Origin of the sequence: Gracilimonas sp. (assembly GCF_014762685.1) — a bacterium.
Lineage (GTDB): Bacteria > Bacteroidota > Rhodothermia > Balneolales > Balneolaceae > Gracilimonas.
This window is the reverse complement of the sequence record NZ_JABURM010000005.1, coordinates 1,435,281-1,450,185: the sequence shown is the minus strand read 5'-3', so window position 1 is coordinate 1,450,185 and position 14,905 is coordinate 1,435,281. Positions and strand designations below refer to the sequence as shown.

Sequence of the window (14,905 nt, the reverse complement as noted above, 5' to 3'; positions counted from 1 at the left end):
GACTATTCATCTTTAGCTTTACATAATATGATTTCAAATGGAGTACAACGTTTCTATGATCCTACGTTTGCAATAACGGAAGAATACAAGGAATCACTGCCGGATCTTCAAAACGGCCCGGCATCCCTTATTGAAGGAGCCAATGTTCCCATTCAACAAGTGGGAATATCTAATTTTAAGCTGCCTTTGCGATTTCGCAGGCGAGATGGCGAGCCCATTACGCTTGAGGCTTCCGTAGATGGCTATGTAAGCCTCGAGATGGGCAAGAAGGGGATCAACATGAGCCGCATCATGCGAACGTTCTACAAGTTTCAGGAGAAGGTTTTTCATTTGGATCTGCTGGAGGAAATTCTGAAAGCCTATAAAGATGAATTGGACAGTCAGGAATCTTTCCTTCGAATTTCTTTTAATTACCCGATGATGATGGAAAGCCTCCGTTCCGGGATGAAAGGATATCAGTACTACAAAGTACAGCTGGAAGGCCGGCTGGATAACTACGATCAGTTTCAAAAATACATGCATCTCGATTTTGAGTACAGCAGTGCATGTCCGTGCAGTTATGAACTGGCTGAACATGCCCGGGAAACGAGAGAGGTGGCCGCCATTCCTCACAGTCAGCGCAGCGTGGCGAATGTAACGGTTGCATTAAAAGATGAATTTTTCGTGGAAGACCTGGTGCAAATCTGCCGGAATGCCCTGAAAACAGAAACACAGGTGATGGTGAAACGCGAAGATGAACAGGCTTTTGCCGAGCTCAATGGAGCCTATCAAAAGTTTGTGGAAGATGCCGCCCGGCTGCTTTATGAAGAACTCGACAGCTACAACAGCATCCGCGACTTCGTGGTGCGCTGCGTACACATGGAAAGCCTTCACAGCCATGATGCCGTAAGCCGTATCTGCAAAGGCCTGCCCAACGGCCTCAGATAATTCGCCGTTCGACCTATCGGTCCATCGGTTAATACCGGAACGGGGTGGAGGGGAGTGAGCCTAAACTCATTCCTCTAATATTGCTCGAGGGCAGCCAGTCTGTCTTTTCGGCGTTCCAGGATGCGCACGTAATCCAAAGCTCGTTTATCCCCGTAATCTTCGTAAGAAATTCGAGCCCATTCGATGGCATCATCCAGGTTGCCGTTGATCTCGTTAATAATCGCCATGTTATAATGTGCTCGTCCGGCTACTTTCGAATCGGGATGATCGGTATCCTGCATCCACAATTCTGCAGCACCGTTCCAGTTGCCGGTTTGTGCCCGGCGTTTGGCCCGCTCCAGATTATCACTGCCCTTTACATAGTAATCGCGGCGAACCCTGATCCAGTACGGAACCACTCTTCCCGCGTAATAACGACCGATTTCACGGCTGACCTGATTTACCAATTCCTTGCGTCCGGTTATGGCAGCAATCGCTTCCGCCGGATTAATCCCCTTGCCTGTGGTTACTACATTCTCGGTTGCTACAAATTCATCCAGTATGATTCCTGAGGTATTATCGTATATACGCCAGCCGGTTTTAATAGTGGTATGAACTCTGGCATGATGTTCTATTGCAGGGATTTCGGCTCCCAGAGGCCCTTTTATAGTAACCCGTTCTGTGGTGTAATCGATGTGGGAGTCAGTATCGTAAAATTCCAGGGAAAATAGTCCGTCCAGATTATATTCACTGCAAACTTCCGTAACCTCGTCCCGCGATAGCGCAGCCGGAAAGACTCCGAATCGGGGATTATCGAGCCGGCTGATATTCGGAGTTTCGATGGCATCGAACAGCTCGTATCGGTGGATTTCCTCAGTCAGCCCGGTGATGCTCTCGGCCGCACCGTCACGATCCAGGTTTTTCCCCTCGGCCGACAACACCCGGTCGATTCGTTCCATAGTTGTGGAGCGGTCTCCCGTATCGCTTCGATTGATCAGGCCAATCTGTTCCATGGACGACGGCAATTGTACGACCGGAGGCTCCTGAACGCTCATGGTCACGGTATTTGTAGGACTGCAACCGAACCCAAAAGCTGCGAGGGCTAAAATCAGTACATGTTTCATAAGGGAGAGGGTTTAGTTGGGGAACGTTACATATATACTGTTCTCATATAATATAAAAACCCGCATGTGAATGCTACAGGAATATCCAACACCCGACACGGAATGTTCAATGATGAAGTGGGCGGGAGGTTAAACTTTAATTCTCATAAAGATTTAATATCCTTAGCTACTAGTGTCAGGTCGTTATTAAATTGATGACCACCACTGGGAATTTCGCGAAAAGTCGCCCAGGGAAGTTTTTGACTATAAATAGAAAGATGTTCAAACGGTACCTCTTCGTCATCGCGGCAATGGTAGAAAAAAATCGGTACTTCTTTGGGTAGATGATCTTCAAAATTTACTTGCAGCTTAAGTCCTTTAATCCAATCTTCATCACCGCTCCAAAAGGGTGTAGCGATGAGAAATATGCTGTCAATCTGTTCCCGGATTTCATGTTCTGAAAGAAATTTCAACACCATGGAAGCACCCAGGGAGTGCCCTGCCAAAATAACTTTGCCTTTAATCCCTGAAATTTCTTTACCGATCTGATGAGGCCATCCGAAATCCGGCTGTGTTTCATCTGAGAACATCTGAGGGTAGCGTACCTCGTAGGTTTCACCCAATGCCGTTTGTAAGGAATCCACTAACCTGGCATCTGCATCGTAACCTCCTGCGCCTCCACCTTGTATAAATATTATAAGCTTGCTCATATCATTTTATAAGATGTTTTCCCATTTATTTATAACAGTATAATTTCTTGATTCAAACTTTGCATGGTGGAAAAGCGACGACTTGAAGGGGCTTTTGCGACATATTGAAGAGTTTGAGGGATTTATATGAAGGGATGAAGAAAATATCAGGATAATTTTTTTATTTACCCCGGGGTAGATAACAAAAACATTTAGATAATTACGGAGAAACTATGAGTTTAAAATTTAAAGCCGTCAAGTCTTATAAACGTGGAGATAATAATGAAAAGCAGCCGTTCTGGTTTCCGCAGTTAACGGGTTCGTCTAAGTTGGGCATGGATGACGTAGTGGAAATATTTGAAAAACACACCACGGCCAGTGGAGGGGATGTACACCTGATTGCCTGGGGATTGTCGGATCTGATTCCGGAACAGCTGCTGGCCGGGCATACGGTAAGGATTGACGGACTCGGTACTTTCCGACTGTACCTCAAATCCGAGCCGGCCGATTCTCCTGAAGAGGTAACCGCCGATAACATCAAGGAGGTTCGCCTGGGCTTTATCCCGGATACCCGGATAAAGAGGAAACTGGAAAAAGCAACCTTTGTAAAGGTGGAAGAGCAATGAAATGGCTGTTATAAAGTAAAAGGATGGAAAACAGGTTAATTCGCAGCTCGATCTATCGGTCCATCGATTAATCGAAATTCTGCAGGAACTGATTTACGAAAGACCGAAAAACCGATCAGCGATGGACGATTTTAAACATTCGGCATCATATCCGGGGAATGATGAAGCGCGAGTAAGGCCACGGCAATTACCCTTTCTTTACAAGCAGGCAGGCATCAGTGACGGTGACTTCCACGCCATCCACGGATGTTTTTTCATGGGAACGGGTGATTTCTTTTGTGGCTTCAAGCCCGTTTTTACTGAGAAGTACTTTCAGCTCGTCCGGCTCATACAGAATGAAATTTTGTTTGGTGAAAGGTAGATGTTCCACCGTATGTCGCGGGCGGTAGCCGATCAGTAACATTCCGCCGGGTTTGAGCACGCGGTGAATTTCTTTTAGGTGAACTCCGGGCGGATCTAAAAAATAGATAACGTTAAGGGCCACTGCCAGGTCAAACCGGTTATCCGAAAAGGGGAGGGCGGAAGTTTCTTCACAATGCAGGCTTAGTTTATTTGAGGCGATTAACTCCGCATTGTGAGCTTTGGCTTCTTCACACATATCCTTCGAGAAATCTATGCCCGTTACCGTTAACCGGGGCTGCAGCCTGAAATATTCCGGGAAGTGCATTCCGCTGCCAAAACCAATTTCCAACACCCGGTCATCTTTTTGAAGGCTCATCATCTCAAAAGCCAGCTCATACAATCCCCGGTTTGATTCGTTGAGCGCTTTACCAATCTCCTTTCCTGCTTCACCGGTAGGTTTTCTCAGTTGTGATGAAAGTTCAATAGGATTCATGTAAGGATGATACTCAAAATTTGCTAATACGTGCTAATCTAATTTAATATTCGTCTGATAGGGATCACCGAACATAGCCCCGTCCTTCAGGGCGGGGTTAATGAATGAATAAATGCCTAAACCTCCACCCGGTGGGTGCCACCCATAGCCTTGTTGGTTTTCGGGGGTTGGGCAATAGTATTTATACAGTAAATATATTCGCCGTTCGATCTGTCGGTCCATCGGTCATTCGTTTTTCAGTTCTTTTGATATGCGATAGACCGACCGACCGATTAGCGATGGACGATTTTTAACATCCTGTACCCAATCCGGAATCACTCACGGGGTTTTATACTCTTCAGTCTGATAATATTTCGGATAGGAGTCAATCCGAACGTGCAGCCAAAATACCCCCAGCCCCGAAGTACTGAGCCATCGGGGTTCTTCACCGATCTGATTCAGGGTTTCTTTTCCGACTTGCTTCCAGAACTCGTCTTTTTGACCGGCACCGGCATCCCGTACAAAGTTCCCGATATGCGTATAAACCGAGTGTTCTTTAACCGGGCAGGGGACCACCAGTTGTGCATCCTTTCCAAGATTGGGGAAACGGACGACCGCTATATCGTCCCTGAAATAAGACTGAAACGTGCTTGAATCGGGCGAGCAGCCCGACAGAAAATCACTGTCGATAAGATTGCATTCATATTCTTCATGCAGTGTTTGCTGCGTGAGGGGTTTATTTTCCCAGAAGAAAGCGTCAAAATTACAATCGGCAAGGTAATTATTATACTGTTCCCGAAACCCGGGATTGCTTTTCAATAAATCCAAGAACCGCTGATGCGAAATCCGGGCACCACTTTCCTTTACAAAAAAACGAATACTGCTTCCGGCTTCCTCAATTACTATAAACTGATAACTGCTCATTGCACACTGTTAACTGATAATTTTTTCGTATTCTTTTTCAAGGGGCACATGGACTTTCCAAAATCCTTCAGGCTCTTTGCCTTGCAGTCGATCGGCTAAGATACCCAGATGCGTATGCCAGCCGGCGCCCACGCTGATAAGCGTCGTCGGATCATCGCCCAATCTGCGGTGGGTCAACCGAAGCAGCACCTTGTCGTTCTTTTTAGGAATGAGTTCATAAGTCACTTCCGATTCTTCCCCAGTATCCTCACCCCAGGTATAGCTAAGTTTGGTATAAGGATTCCATTCGGTCACCCGCCCTTCAAAATAGGTCCCGTCTTCCATGGCTTTGTATTTTTCGGGGATGGGATCGTCTTTTTCGGAAAGGTTTTTGTGTTTGAACCGGAATTCAACCTTGCCGCCCACTTTTGGCTCTACATCACCGGCGGAAAGCCACTTTGCTTTTAATTCTGATTTGGTGAGGTAATCCCAGATCCGTTCCGGAGGCCCGGATAGCAGTCGCTCGAATTGGATTGTACCGGGTTCAGGAAAGATGCCGTGTTGTTGGTTCATGATGATTTCAACTTTATTTGGTTTATTATTAAACTTCTGCATTACTATCTACCTGAAGATTTACTCATTTCGCAAAATCTTTTCCATTGCCTTTCCTTTTGCTAACTCATCTATGAGCTTATCCAGGTAGCGAATTTCCTTCATGGTTGACTCTTCCATTTCTTCTACCCTTATTCCGCAGATAACTCCTTTGATCGACCGCCGGGAAGGATTCAGTTTGGGAGCCTCCGCAAAGAAAGTTTCGAAGTCTGTTTTATCTTCCAGAATGGTTTCAAGCTCTTTCTGGCTGTATCCGGTCAGCCAGCGAATGATCTCATCCACTTCGGCTTTGGAGCGATCCTTTCTTTCAGCCTTTGTCACATAATGAGGGTAGACACTTGCAAAGCTCGTGGTATAGATTCGGTGTTTTGAGTTTTTTGAATTCATGCCTTGTACTTTTATTAATGGAAAGTGCGAAGATCCCTAAGTTTTATTTATGATCTGTCTCAGGCTTTTTCTTCAGAACCAGCGAGCTTATAAAAGCCACTACCAGTCCGATGGGCAGAACTTCCATGTAAGTAATAAAAACTACCATGAAGGGACTTTGATACCATGACTTAAATTGGTCCATTTGCTCCGATTGGGCAGCCAGTTCGGCTTCCGTTGCACCTTCCAGGGCGGCTTCAAGCATTACGTGTTCAATGTATTTATCTAAGAAATCGGGCACATACAAGTAATAATAAAACAACCAGAAAACCACATAAAAAGTGGCTGCAAGCAAGGCAATCAAAGCCCCGGTTTTGAATGCTTTTCCAAGGGATATAAATCCGTCCAATTCCTTGTTCCGGTAATTTCTAACTCCGAAGAAAACCAAAGAAAACACGCCAAATAAGAAAATGTATCCCAAGACGTCATTGCTCTGGAAATCAGGCTTGCTGTACATCAGGTGTACCATATATATGATATGGAATATCAAAATGACTCCGATAATGGATCCAAAAATCAGTACGTTTCGTTTCATAAATTCCCCTGTTTAGTTTTAAGGTAATGGTTCAATGCGGTAACCGTGTTTTTTGAAAATATCCTCAAGAGCGGATTCATCTATGGTCGTATTCATACTTTCGACCCGCAGTACGTTATCGCGGTCTTCCAGATCAAAGCTCACCTCACACTCTCCAATTTGATGTTGAATGGCGGATATGATCGGTTTGGCAACTTCCTTGCTGCCCACATTTGTTTTATATACGGCAATATTCATTTAACAGCTGCTTTGGGGTTATGGTCTGCAATTAAATTCAGATCCAGTTTATGTTCCAGCCAGGCTTTCATGTTGCAGAGTACCAAATTCCAGCCGCCGTTCTGTCCTAACATCAGGTTAATCTTTTCTTCAAGCTTCTCATCTTCGGCAGGGGCGGAGTCCCAAAACCCACTTTCAGTTACTTTGAACAGGGTGGAGGTTTCGGAATGAGGCTCAAATTCCATTTCCACTTTCGTTTTCAGATCTCCAGGTTTCCATTCCAGGGAAATATATTCATTGGTTCGTACTTCAAGGATATCTACTGTATCCGAAACCCCGAATTGCCCCCATTCCCACTCAAGAGTTTTTCCGGGTTCAACCCGACCGCTGCTTTTGGTGAACCAGAATTTTGAGGTGATCTCCGGGTTTATCATTGCTTCAAATACCTCATGCACAGGCTTTCGGATTAACATTTCTGCTTTTACAACTGGGAGGTTTTGTTTATTCATAGGGTAGATTTTAGGCTTTCAGCTTTCAGTCCGCCTGATTTGACGGCTGAAAGCTGAGAGCTGACAGCTATTTAATACGCTCATCCTCTGCCAAAGCTGCTTCCAGCGCATCCAGCTTCTCATTCCAGAACTTGCGGTAGCGGTACGCCCATTCGATTACTTCCTGAAGCTTCCGGGTATCCGCACGACAATAGCGTTTGCGGCCTTCTTTTCGGATGACCACCAACCCGCATTCATTCAGGATCTTGATATGCTTGGAAACCGCAGGGCGACTCATTTCAAACTGCCTGGCCACGTCATTAACCGGCATGGATTGTCCCGCCAAAAGATCAATGATCTCCCGTCGGGTAGGGTCGGCTATGGCTTGGAATACATCTTGAGGCATGTAGAATAATTAATGTGTAACTGATTGGTTACAAATATATATGTAACATTTTGGTTACGCAAATTTTTTTTAATGCCACGAAAACTCTAAAACACGAAAGGAATGGAACGCGAATGAGGCTGAAGAACATCCAACACGGAATATCCATACTCTATTAAAGGTCATCCTGAGGGTACCCCCGAAGGACCTGCACGAATATAAAGCTACATAAGTCCTTGAAGATGCTTCGGAAGTATCCTCAGCATGACTAGTTGGATATTCTGTGTTGGTTATTCATTATTGGATATTGAAGGGGGGCCGGTTGCCTGTATGGAAGCCGAAGACTTCGCACTTTATTAAGGGGGTATGAAAGGTTACATTTCACTCGTACAGTGAGAAGTAAGTCCTTTCTGTTATCACCGTGATTTGTTTTAAGTTTAAACCGGGTAAATCGAAGTATTTCTGTCGACAAGGATGGAAGATTATAAACTCAAAAAAAGATGATGAAAAATAGATATAAAACGACATCCGCAGTTCTCTTAACCGCCGTACTTTTTATTGGATCATTCTTTTTGATCGCTTCGAATGAGGCTGAGACGGAAGAAGATCCCGCTGTAATAACGATGTACATGTATGCAGATTGGTGCGGAGCTTGCCAGGCTATTAAACCTAAAATGGCAGAAGCGGTGAGAGAGTTTGAAGGAGAACCGGTTTTGTTTACCAAAATGGATATGACCGATGATTTTACAGCCCATCAATCAAAGTTGTTGGCATCCAGGTTGGGACTTTCAGAAATATTCGAGAAAAATGAGGGAATGACGGGTTTTGTCTTATTGATAGATGCCGAGAGCCATGAAATACTGGATAAAATAACCCGGGATGATGATACCGAAGAGATGGCAAGAAAAATTACCGCTGCTCTGAATTAAAATATCCCTGGATGATGGTCGCTTTTACAACTTCTTCAAGGGTCATCCTGAGGGTACCCCCGAAGGACCTGCACAAGCACAAAGCTACATGAAGATGCTTCGGAAGTATCCTCAGCATGACTAGTTGGATATTCCATGTTGATTATTCGTTATTGGATATTCAATTCATTTCTAAAGCCTATAACTCACCGAAACAAAAGTCCCAAGCGTATAAAGCTTCACATTTCCCCAGCCTACTTCACGGAGGGGGACCTTGATGAAGGGCTCGGCTTTCAGGCTCCAGTTTTTGTGGAGGTCGTATTCGTAGCCGACGGAAAAGCCGGCGTTGCTGAACAGATGTGCTTTGCCCGATTTTTCATTCAGCGTGGTGGTTTGTCCGCCGGAATAGCCGCCATTATTATAGTCGAACCAATAGTCTTCGCTTAGCATCACGTAGGAGGAAAGTCCACCCGTGGCAAAAAAGCGGGAATTGCCGAATTGCTTCACATCATATTTCAGGGTGACCGGAATATCCAGGATAAAGCACTGAGCCCGGATGCCGCTGGGGGTTCCACCGGGATTCCAGTACGCTGGAGGATCATAATATTGGCTTCCGGAACTGTATTTCACATTGGAATGAATGACCCCGCTCGAGATCGTAAATCGGTCGTTGATGTGGTAGCCGGCGCTTACCCCGAGTTTATATCCCGGTTCATGAAAATTCGAGATGCCCCCAACGGTACTGATATCCGGCGAAACAATGAGCCCGAATTCAAATCGGGAAGGTGCTGTTCTGTCGAGTCCGTCGCGTTGGGGGAGATTGCCGGAAGGAATCACTATCCCCCCATAACTCACGGAAGCAAGATACCCCGTATCGCCGGGGATGTTATTGCCGGTTGAGAGAGAAAGGTCGTCATCCATAAGTTCGGAATAGGAAACCGATCGCAGTTCTGCATGCGCTAGTTCGCCACCGGAGACCGATACAGGATCAGCATTTATAACCGCTTGCTGATCCTGTTTTTCGGGACCTGACTTGGGGGTAACATCATCGGTAATTTCAGTTGGTTTTTGGGTTTCCTGAGGAATATTGGCCAGCATTTCCCGGTTCACCGGCGGGAGAGCTTCCGGCTCTTTAGCGGTATCCTCCCGGGCGGAATCGGGGAGGACTCCCGTAGTCATGTTATCCTCCAGTTGCCGGTTCAGTTGATCTATCTTATTTGAGTTATCATAGATGAAATAACCCATTGCGGATACGATCAGCAGTACGGCAGCGGCGGCAAAGTAAGTGCGCCGTTGCCGGGTTTTGGCGGCCTGTCTGCGGTCCAGCTTTTTCTCGAGGTCAAGCCAGTCTTCTTCCCGGTAAGAAATATCGTATTCTTCAGCTTTCTTCCTGAAAAACTGCTCGAGCGGGTCTTTATGTTCGTCTTTGCTATTCATAGTACGGTCTCAAATTAAATTTCTCTCTAAAATCTCCCGCAAGTTCCTTTTGGCCTTGGAGAGGTTGGACTTTGACGTTCCGACCGAGATATCCAGCATCCCGGCTATTTCCTCATGCTTAAATCCCTCTATCACGTACAGATTAAAAACGGTTCGGTAAGCGGGACTCAGCTGCTGAACCATTTCAATAAGTTCATCATAGGAAATACCGCTGATGATGTGTTCCTCCGTAAAATGGTTTTCATCATCCGATAATGGCTCGGTCATCTTCAGGCGTTTCTCATCCTTATGGTATTGGTTGATGGCGGTGTTAATCACAATTCTTCGAAACCAGGGTTTAAAGTCCCGATTGGTGTCATAGGTTTTTATGTTCTCAAAAACTTTCATAAAGGCGTCGTTTAAAACAGCAGCAGCCTGATTTCGGGAATCGGCATATCGCAGCGTTATGCTCATGCCATAGGCATAGAACATCTCATAAAGCTCTTTTTGGCTTTCCCGGCGATGCTTGCAGCATCCTTTAATGATATCGGTTAACAAAGAATCTTGTTTTATTTAAAACCTGTATGCTACTAATTAAAAGAAAAATATGGACGACTCCTATAACCTATACCATACGATGCCCCAAAGGGTTGCCTGTGTTTTGCCGTTAATTTCCTCCCAGTCCAAATACCCGGTGGATATTAAAGCCAAACCTGAAATCTCCTTTCCAGAATTCATCCCGGTTATTTGCCATAATATATTGCTCATTATGCCATTGAGAACTGGTTAGAAATAGTTGAAATACGTGTCCGCCTGTATTGATATTCAAAGCCACGGCCATGGCATCCCGGCTAAAAGCATTTCTTTCTCCGATCACGGGCAGGTATTCGGCACTCAGGGCAAAACGTTTGTTTAGTTTATAATTTATCAAGGTTCCCAGTCCAAACAATTGGTTGGGATTACCTGCGGCCGGATTGTTAAAGTGAGCTATCATTGGCGTTAATTGTAGGCTCAGCCGGTCGAATTTTCTGGCTAACATAACAGAAGTAAAATAGCTGAGGCGTTCGTTAAACTTCAGGTTAAGGCCGGAGAGCGTACTGATTCCCAGGGAAGATTTGATTGCAAGGTCCACCGGCATGCTTCCGGATTGTGTTTGCCTGAGTATATTATACTTCCCCCTCAGATCTACGACCTTGTTGAAGGTCATTCTGCTTATTCCGACGGAAAGCCTTTCACTGATTCCGTAATCCAGTCCAATTTTGGTATTAGCTCCGTCGTCCAATCCGTAGAAAGTGTCAATTCCCCCTCTGACCAGCCCAAAAGTATGTACGACTGAACTTTCCAGGTTATGTTTATCCACATTCTGAACCGTGCTGATTCCGATATTGGTGGTTGCCCAGAAGGCGCTTTCGACCGGCCCATCTGACTGAACTAGTTCTCTGGGTAACTGAGCGTGGGCAGTAACTGAGATCAAAAGTACCGTAATCAGGCTGTTTAAGATCGTAGAAGATAGAATATGCAATTGCTTCATTGTTTATGTTCGGTTTAGTTTTCGGCAGATAGTGCTTCCCCGGAGGTTGGCTTTAAAACAACTTTGATCTTGATATCCTGGGTATCGTCAACCCGGTAGAAGAGAATGCCCGGAGGCTCGATGTTATAGTCGCTTATGAGGAGAGACCATTTTGCCTCCAGTATCAATCCTTCTTCTTTAGGTTCTATGAAGCCCTCAACTTCTACTTCGTTGGTTGCCCCGTTTATGGTAAATTCACCGATAGCGGTAACTTCTGTTCTTTGATCGGGAATGGAGCGTGGACTCTCAAATGAACCCGTAAATTCAGCAAAAGGATGCCTTTCAGTGTTCAGCGTCTGATACATATCCCTGTCTCGTTTCCCGATTCCCGTTTTAAGGGTATTCAGGTCAATGTAGAAGTCGATGATATTCTCTTCAAAATCGATCATCCCGGTAAGGTGGTCTGACTCTCCTGAAAAGGAGTGCATAGGCACACTTGAAGTAAATTCAACATACCCGGAATCAGAATAATATACCGTATCTACACTATTGGTATTGATTACAGGCTGAAGCTGAAAGCAGCAAAATGAATAAAGAAGTATTAGGCTAGTAACCACTGCCGGAAGATTCTGTAACGGTTACAGTACCGGTCATACCTTGATCTACATGTGGGATACAGTAATAGTCGAATGTGCCAACCTCATCGAACTTATATGAAAATTGACCATCGGGTGCAATATTACCACTGTCAAACAGGCCATCATGTTGACCGTTTGATCCACTTGTTACGGTATGAGTCAGACTACTGTTATTCGTCCATGTTACGGTTGTGCCTTTTTCCACTTCTAAATCATTTGGCGAGAAAGAGGTGTTAACCATCTCAACTTCACCGGCAGAAGGCTCTTGGCCATTACCATTAGTTCCTTCTTCCTCGGTACCGGAGCCGGTGCTGCATCCAATCAATGAAATACTTACCGTGACAGCCAATAAAAAGAAGACGCAAGAAATGATTCGTTTTGTATTCATCATAATCGTATAATTTTAATTAATCTTGATGGGGTAAAGATTCACTTAAAGAAGAAATCCATACCTGTTTTATATGACTATACAGCAGATTTACTGTGAGGGTTGCTTCAAGAATCAAATGAATGATGATTTATGGGAAAAAGAGGGAGTTGGAATCAGGAAGGGAAAAATACTCCGCGGATGCTATAAGAGCCAAATGAAGAGAATGATGAATTCCGAAATTTGGCAATTGTAATGAAATTAAATTTTGGCTATTCACAATAATTATTTAATTAGGTAAAAGCGGAGATGCACAATTAGGTTAATGAAGCATTCGTTTCACCTAGATAATGGAGGGAGTGAAGACGGAACATTCTTTAATAATCAGGTTTGAAGAGATTAAAATGAACAACAAAAGAAATAATATGCAATCATTTAGGTCAATTGGAGCCCTGCTATTGGTCATGTCATGTGTTTTGCTGTCCGGCTGTATAAATGAAGATGATATTGATCGTTTTATTGAGGAATATTTTGGTCAAAGTACTCAAACCGTTGAGCGTGATTTTGAACAGATCAAAGAAAGCGGTGTTTTACGGATGATCACCGGCTATGGTGCGGATAAGTATTTTCTTCGCCATGGGTATGAGTCAGGATTCGAATATGAGTTGTTGAATGAATTCGCTAAAGAATACGGATTGGAACTGGAGGTTATATTTCTTGGAGTTGATGAACATCCTCATAACCTGCTGAATTCGGGTACAGGAGATGTAATTGCCAATAATTATACGGTTAGCAGTCAAAAGAGGAGAACTGTTAATTTTAGCAGGCCATATAAGTTATCGGATAAAATAATCGTTTATTCCGATAGCTTAGAAATCCAGCCGGAAACCCTCGAGGATTTTTCTGTAAAAAGGATTCCGGTGTATGTGCGCAGAAACAGTACAGATCATACCCACCTTGAAAGACTTGAGGAACAGGGGTATGATCTAAATATAAACTTTGTGCCCTATAACGAAGATGCGAAATCATTGCTCATGCAGGTTTCGGGGGGAGAAATCAAGGCAGCGGTACTGGATGAACAGACATATCAGGCCGGTTCCGGTTATTTTCCCGGATTACAGGCAGGCCCGGTGATCGCACAAAAAGATACTATAGCCTGGGCAATCAGGAAAAATGCACCGGGACTGGAAGCGAAATTAAACAGTTTCCTGGAAAAACACTTCAGGTTTTCTGATGTACGCGAGGAACCTCTTCGCTCTGCTTTTTTGAATCAGCTGCGCTATAGATATCATAATCAAAGTCCTTATGTGGAGGATTATTATAACCCCGAAAAATACTACTCGAGTATGGGATTGATTTCGTCATTCGAGGATCTGACTAAATCTGTAGCGGATTCAGTAGGACTTGATTGGCTGTTGCTAACTTCGATGGTTATTCAGGAATCCGGTTTTAATCCGGAAGCTAAAAGTTTTGCAGGAGCGGTGGGATTAATGCAGATTTTGCCACGTTTTTCAGTTACGGAATATAATAACCTGTATGATCCCCTGACAAATTTGCACGAAGGGGCATGGATTTTGAAAAATAATCTTAACCATTATGCCTACCTTGACAGCGTAAACCAGCTATCATTTGCTCTTGCGACTTATAATGCGGGAAATGGACACATGATTGATGCTCGCCGGCTGGCAATGGAACACAATAGGGATCCGAATGAATGGGAGAATGTGGAAGATGCTCTTCTCAAGCTGATGCAAGAAAGATATCATCAATACGCCCGACATGGATATATTCGCGGAATTGAAACGGTACAGTATGTGAAAGAAATCCGGAATCGATATCAAATGTACAATCGGGTGGCGGCTCTCAATGGAGAGAAGATTTCCAATCTGCATTAACCAGGTTTCTCAGAGACAAGAAATTCAGCCAGTCGTGCCAATGTTTGATTCCCGCCTTCCACAGCTCCAAATTCAGTAGCTTCCTCTCGTTTTTCAACGGTGGGGAAGAGCAAGTTCATTTCTACTTTGGTTTTACCATTTGCTTCTTTAAAAGTGATGGTTTGTTTGAAATGGGGAGGCCTGCCATCATCCTTATATTTGTCAAAATGGTCATATTTTAGGAGTTTAGAGTTTTTAATCTCGGTATAAACAACCCGGTTGGGGTAGTCGGTGCCATCGGGTCCGTGCATGGTGAAAATCCATTCGCCCCCAACTTTAAAATTCATGCTTTTGGTGGTGGTTGAAAACCCATTGGGCCCCCACCATTTGCCGATGTGTTCCGGTTGGGTGAATGCTTCAAAAACAAGTTCGCGGGGAGCATCAAATTCACGGGATATATGTATGGTTTTGTCTTTCATAGGATCGGTT

21 protein-coding genes are annotated in these 14,905 nt (G+C 44.5%); 4 read left to right on the top strand and 17 right to left on the bottom strand.

What is annotated here, in order from left to right; genetic code table 11:
* Window positions 1-27 precede the first annotated feature (27 nt).
* Complete coding sequence (gene folE2, locus HUJ22_RS06595; RefSeq protein ID WP_290875468.1) at window positions 28-927, top strand: GTP cyclohydrolase FolE2; 900 nt, start codon at window positions 28-30, stop codon at window positions 925-927.
* Window positions 928-1,001: 74 nt separating this feature from the next.
* On the opposite strand, the gene HUJ22_RS06590 is transcribed toward folE2, so the two are convergent.
* Together HUJ22_RS06590 and HUJ22_RS06585 are read right to left on the bottom strand one after the other, a co-directional pair.
* Window positions 1,002-2,030 (bottom strand): DUF6340 family protein, encoded by a 1,029-nt coding sequence (locus HUJ22_RS06590; RefSeq protein WP_290875466.1) that lies wholly within the window; start codon window positions 2,028-2,030, stop codon window positions 1,002-1,004.
* 143 nt (window positions 2,031-2,173) lie between these two features.
* Window positions 2,174-2,719 carry an alpha/beta hydrolase gene (locus tag HUJ22_RS06585; protein ID WP_290875464.1) on the bottom strand — a complete coding sequence of 182 codons (546 nt, stop codon included), beginning with the start codon at window positions 2,717-2,719 and terminating at the stop codon, window positions 2,174-2,176.
* A 212-nt stretch (window positions 2,720-2,931) separates the two neighbouring features.
* Between HUJ22_RS06585 and HUJ22_RS06580 the strand changes: the two genes are divergently transcribed.
* Entirely contained in the window at window positions 2,932-3,324 is a 393-nt protein-coding gene (locus tag HUJ22_RS06580) for an HU family DNA-binding protein (protein WP_290875462.1), read from the top strand.
* Between the two features lie 187 nt (window positions 3,325-3,511).
* On the opposite strand, the gene HUJ22_RS06575 is transcribed toward HUJ22_RS06580, so the two are convergent.
* The 9 genes from HUJ22_RS06575 to HUJ22_RS06535 form a co-directional block, all read right to left on the bottom strand.
* On the bottom strand, window positions 3,512-4,159 hold the full coding sequence (locus tag HUJ22_RS06575) for a class I SAM-dependent methyltransferase (protein ID WP_290875460.1): 648 nt from the start codon (window positions 4,157-4,159) through the stop codon (window positions 3,512-3,514).
* Window positions 4,160-4,192: 33 nt separating this feature from the next.
* On the bottom strand, window positions 4,193-4,381 hold the full coding sequence (locus HUJ22_RS06570) for a hypothetical protein (protein WP_290875458.1): 189 nt from the start codon (window positions 4,379-4,381) through the stop codon (window positions 4,193-4,195).
* A 96-nt stretch (window positions 4,382-4,477) separates the two neighbouring features.
* Window positions 4,478-5,062, bottom strand: coding sequence for a hypothetical protein (locus tag HUJ22_RS06565; RefSeq protein ID WP_290875456.1), 585 nt, complete (start codon window positions 5,060-5,062; stop codon window positions 4,478-4,480).
* Between the two features lie 9 nt (window positions 5,063-5,071).
* Window positions 5,072-5,656: an SRPBCC family protein gene (locus tag HUJ22_RS06560; protein ID WP_290875454.1), complete on the bottom strand. Its 585-nt coding sequence runs from the start codon at window positions 5,654-5,656 to the stop codon at window positions 5,072-5,074.
* An 18-nt stretch (window positions 5,657-5,674) separates the two neighbouring features.
* The gene (locus HUJ22_RS06555; RefSeq protein ID WP_290875451.1) at window positions 5,675-6,040 is read right to left on the bottom strand and encodes a DUF2200 domain-containing protein; all 366 of its coding nucleotides are present in this window, start codon (window positions 6,038-6,040) and stop codon (window positions 5,675-5,677) included.
* Between the two features lie 43 nt (window positions 6,041-6,083).
* Window positions 6,084-6,614: a DUF4199 domain-containing protein gene (locus tag HUJ22_RS06550; protein ID WP_290875449.1), complete on the bottom strand. Its 531-nt coding sequence runs from the start codon at window positions 6,612-6,614 to the stop codon at window positions 6,084-6,086.
* Between the two features lie 18 nt (window positions 6,615-6,632).
* Complete coding sequence (locus tag HUJ22_RS06545; protein WP_290875447.1) at window positions 6,633-6,851, bottom strand: hypothetical protein; 219 nt, start codon at window positions 6,849-6,851, stop codon at window positions 6,633-6,635.
* A complete protein-coding gene (locus HUJ22_RS06540) occupies window positions 6,848-7,339 on the bottom strand; it encodes an SRPBCC family protein (RefSeq protein ID WP_290875445.1) in 492 nt (163 codons plus the stop codon). The genes HUJ22_RS06545 and HUJ22_RS06540 overlap by 4 nt, the downstream gene beginning before the upstream one ends.
* A gap of 67 nt (window positions 7,340-7,406) precedes the next feature.
* Complete coding sequence (locus HUJ22_RS06535; RefSeq protein ID WP_290875443.1) at window positions 7,407-7,724, bottom strand: metalloregulator ArsR/SmtB family transcription factor; 318 nt, start codon at window positions 7,722-7,724, stop codon at window positions 7,407-7,409.
* A 479-nt stretch (window positions 7,725-8,203) separates the two neighbouring features.
* Between HUJ22_RS06535 and HUJ22_RS06530 the strand changes: the two genes are divergently transcribed.
* A complete protein-coding gene (locus HUJ22_RS06530) occupies window positions 8,204-8,632 on the top strand; it encodes a protein disulfide isomerase family protein (protein ID WP_290875441.1) in 429 nt (142 codons plus the stop codon).
* Between the two features lie 171 nt (window positions 8,633-8,803).
* Here the strand turns inward: HUJ22_RS06530 and HUJ22_RS06525 are convergent, their stop codons facing one another.
* The 5 genes from HUJ22_RS06525 to HUJ22_RS06505 form a co-directional block, all read right to left on the bottom strand.
* On the bottom strand, window positions 8,804-10,048 hold the full coding sequence (locus HUJ22_RS06525) for an outer membrane beta-barrel protein (protein WP_290875439.1): 1,245 nt from the start codon (window positions 10,046-10,048) through the stop codon (window positions 8,804-8,806).
* 9 nt (window positions 10,049-10,057) lie between these two features.
* Window positions 10,058-10,585 (bottom strand): RNA polymerase sigma factor, encoded by a 528-nt coding sequence (locus tag HUJ22_RS06520; protein ID WP_290875438.1) that lies wholly within the window; start codon window positions 10,583-10,585, stop codon window positions 10,058-10,060.
* A 109-nt stretch (window positions 10,586-10,694) separates the two neighbouring features.
* On the bottom strand, window positions 10,695-11,558 hold the full coding sequence (locus HUJ22_RS06515; protein ID WP_290875436.1) for a DUF5777 family beta-barrel protein: 864 nt from the start codon (window positions 11,556-11,558) through the stop codon (window positions 10,695-10,697).
* Window positions 11,559-11,572: 14 nt separating this feature from the next.
* Entirely contained in the window at window positions 11,573-12,154 is a 582-nt protein-coding gene (locus HUJ22_RS06510; protein ID WP_290875434.1) for a YceI family protein, read from the bottom strand.
* Window positions 12,144-12,566, bottom strand: coding sequence for a plastocyanin/azurin family copper-binding protein (locus tag HUJ22_RS06505; RefSeq protein ID WP_290875432.1), 423 nt, complete (start codon window positions 12,564-12,566; stop codon window positions 12,144-12,146). The genes HUJ22_RS06510 and HUJ22_RS06505 overlap by 11 nt, the downstream gene beginning before the upstream one ends.
* Before the next feature lie 380 nt (window positions 12,567-12,946).
* Between HUJ22_RS06505 and HUJ22_RS06500 the strand changes: the two genes are divergently transcribed.
* Window positions 12,947-14,437: a transporter substrate-binding domain-containing protein gene (locus tag HUJ22_RS06500; RefSeq protein WP_290875430.1), complete on the top strand. Its 1,491-nt coding sequence runs from the start codon at window positions 12,947-12,949 to the stop codon at window positions 14,435-14,437.
* Here HUJ22_RS06500 and HUJ22_RS06495 read toward each other — a convergent pair.
* A complete protein-coding gene (locus HUJ22_RS06495; protein ID WP_290875428.1) occupies window positions 14,434-14,895 on the bottom strand; it encodes an SRPBCC family protein in 462 nt (153 codons plus the stop codon). The genes HUJ22_RS06500 and HUJ22_RS06495 overlap by 4 nt on opposite strands.
* Window positions 14,896-14,905 lie beyond the last annotated feature (10 nt).

Excerpts from the sequence above, each read along its gene's own strand:
- folE2 (WP_290875468.1), top strand. The coding sequence starts at position 28 with ATGATTTCAAATGGAGTACAACGTTTCTATGATCCTACGTTTGCAATA.
- HUJ22_RS06590 (WP_290875466.1), bottom strand. The coding sequence starts at position 2,030 with ATGAAACATGTACTGATTTTAGCCCTCGCAGCTTTTGGGTTCGGTTGC.
- HUJ22_RS06585 (WP_290875464.1), bottom strand. The coding sequence starts at position 2,719 with ATGAGCAAGCTTATAATATTTATACAAGGTGGAGGCGCAGGAGGTTAC.
- HUJ22_RS06580 (WP_290875462.1), top strand. The coding sequence starts at position 2,932 with ATGAGTTTAAAATTTAAAGCCGTCAAGTCTTATAAACGTGGAGATAAT.
- HUJ22_RS06575 (WP_290875460.1), bottom strand. The coding sequence starts at position 4,159 with ATGAATCCTATTGAACTTTCATCACAACTGAGAAAACCTACCGGTGAA.
- HUJ22_RS06570 (WP_290875458.1), bottom strand. The coding sequence starts at position 4,381 with ATGGACCGACAGATCGAACGGCGAATATATTTACTGTATAAATACTAT.
- HUJ22_RS06565 (WP_290875456.1), bottom strand. The coding sequence starts at position 5,062 with ATGAGCAGTTATCAGTTTATAGTAATTGAGGAAGCCGGAAGCAGTATT.
- HUJ22_RS06560 (WP_290875454.1), bottom strand. The coding sequence starts at position 5,656 with ATGCAGAAGTTTAATAATAAACCAAATAAAGTTGAAATCATCATGAAC.
- HUJ22_RS06555 (WP_290875451.1), bottom strand. The coding sequence starts at position 6,040 with ATGAATTCAAAAAACTCAAAACACCGAATCTATACCACGAGCTTTGCA.
- HUJ22_RS06550 (WP_290875449.1), bottom strand. The coding sequence starts at position 6,614 with ATGAAACGAAACGTACTGATTTTTGGATCCATTATCGGAGTCATTTTG.
- HUJ22_RS06545 (WP_290875447.1), bottom strand. The coding sequence starts at position 6,851 with ATGAATATTGCCGTATATAAAACAAATGTGGGCAGCAAGGAAGTTGCC.
- HUJ22_RS06540 (WP_290875445.1), bottom strand. The coding sequence starts at position 7,339 with ATGAATAAACAAAACCTCCCAGTTGTAAAAGCAGAAATGTTAATCCGA.
- HUJ22_RS06535 (WP_290875443.1), bottom strand. The coding sequence starts at position 7,724 with ATGCCTCAAGATGTATTCCAAGCCATAGCCGACCCTACCCGACGGGAG.
- HUJ22_RS06530 (WP_290875441.1), top strand. The coding sequence starts at position 8,204 with ATGATGAAAAATAGATATAAAACGACATCCGCAGTTCTCTTAACCGCC.
- HUJ22_RS06525 (WP_290875439.1), bottom strand. The coding sequence starts at position 10,048 with ATGAATAGCAAAGACGAACATAAAGACCCGCTCGAGCAGTTTTTCAGG.
- HUJ22_RS06515 (WP_290875436.1), bottom strand. The coding sequence starts at position 11,558 with ATGAAGCAATTGCATATTCTATCTTCTACGATCTTAAACAGCCTGATT.
- HUJ22_RS06505 (WP_290875432.1), bottom strand. The coding sequence starts at position 12,566 with ATGATGAATACAAAACGAATCATTTCTTGCGTCTTCTTTTTATTGGCT.
- HUJ22_RS06500 (WP_290875430.1), top strand. The coding sequence starts at position 12,947 with ATGAACAACAAAAGAAATAATATGCAATCATTTAGGTCAATTGGAGCC.
- HUJ22_RS06495 (WP_290875428.1), bottom strand. The coding sequence starts at position 14,895 with ATGAAAGACAAAACCATACATATATCCCGTGAATTTGATGCTCCCCGC.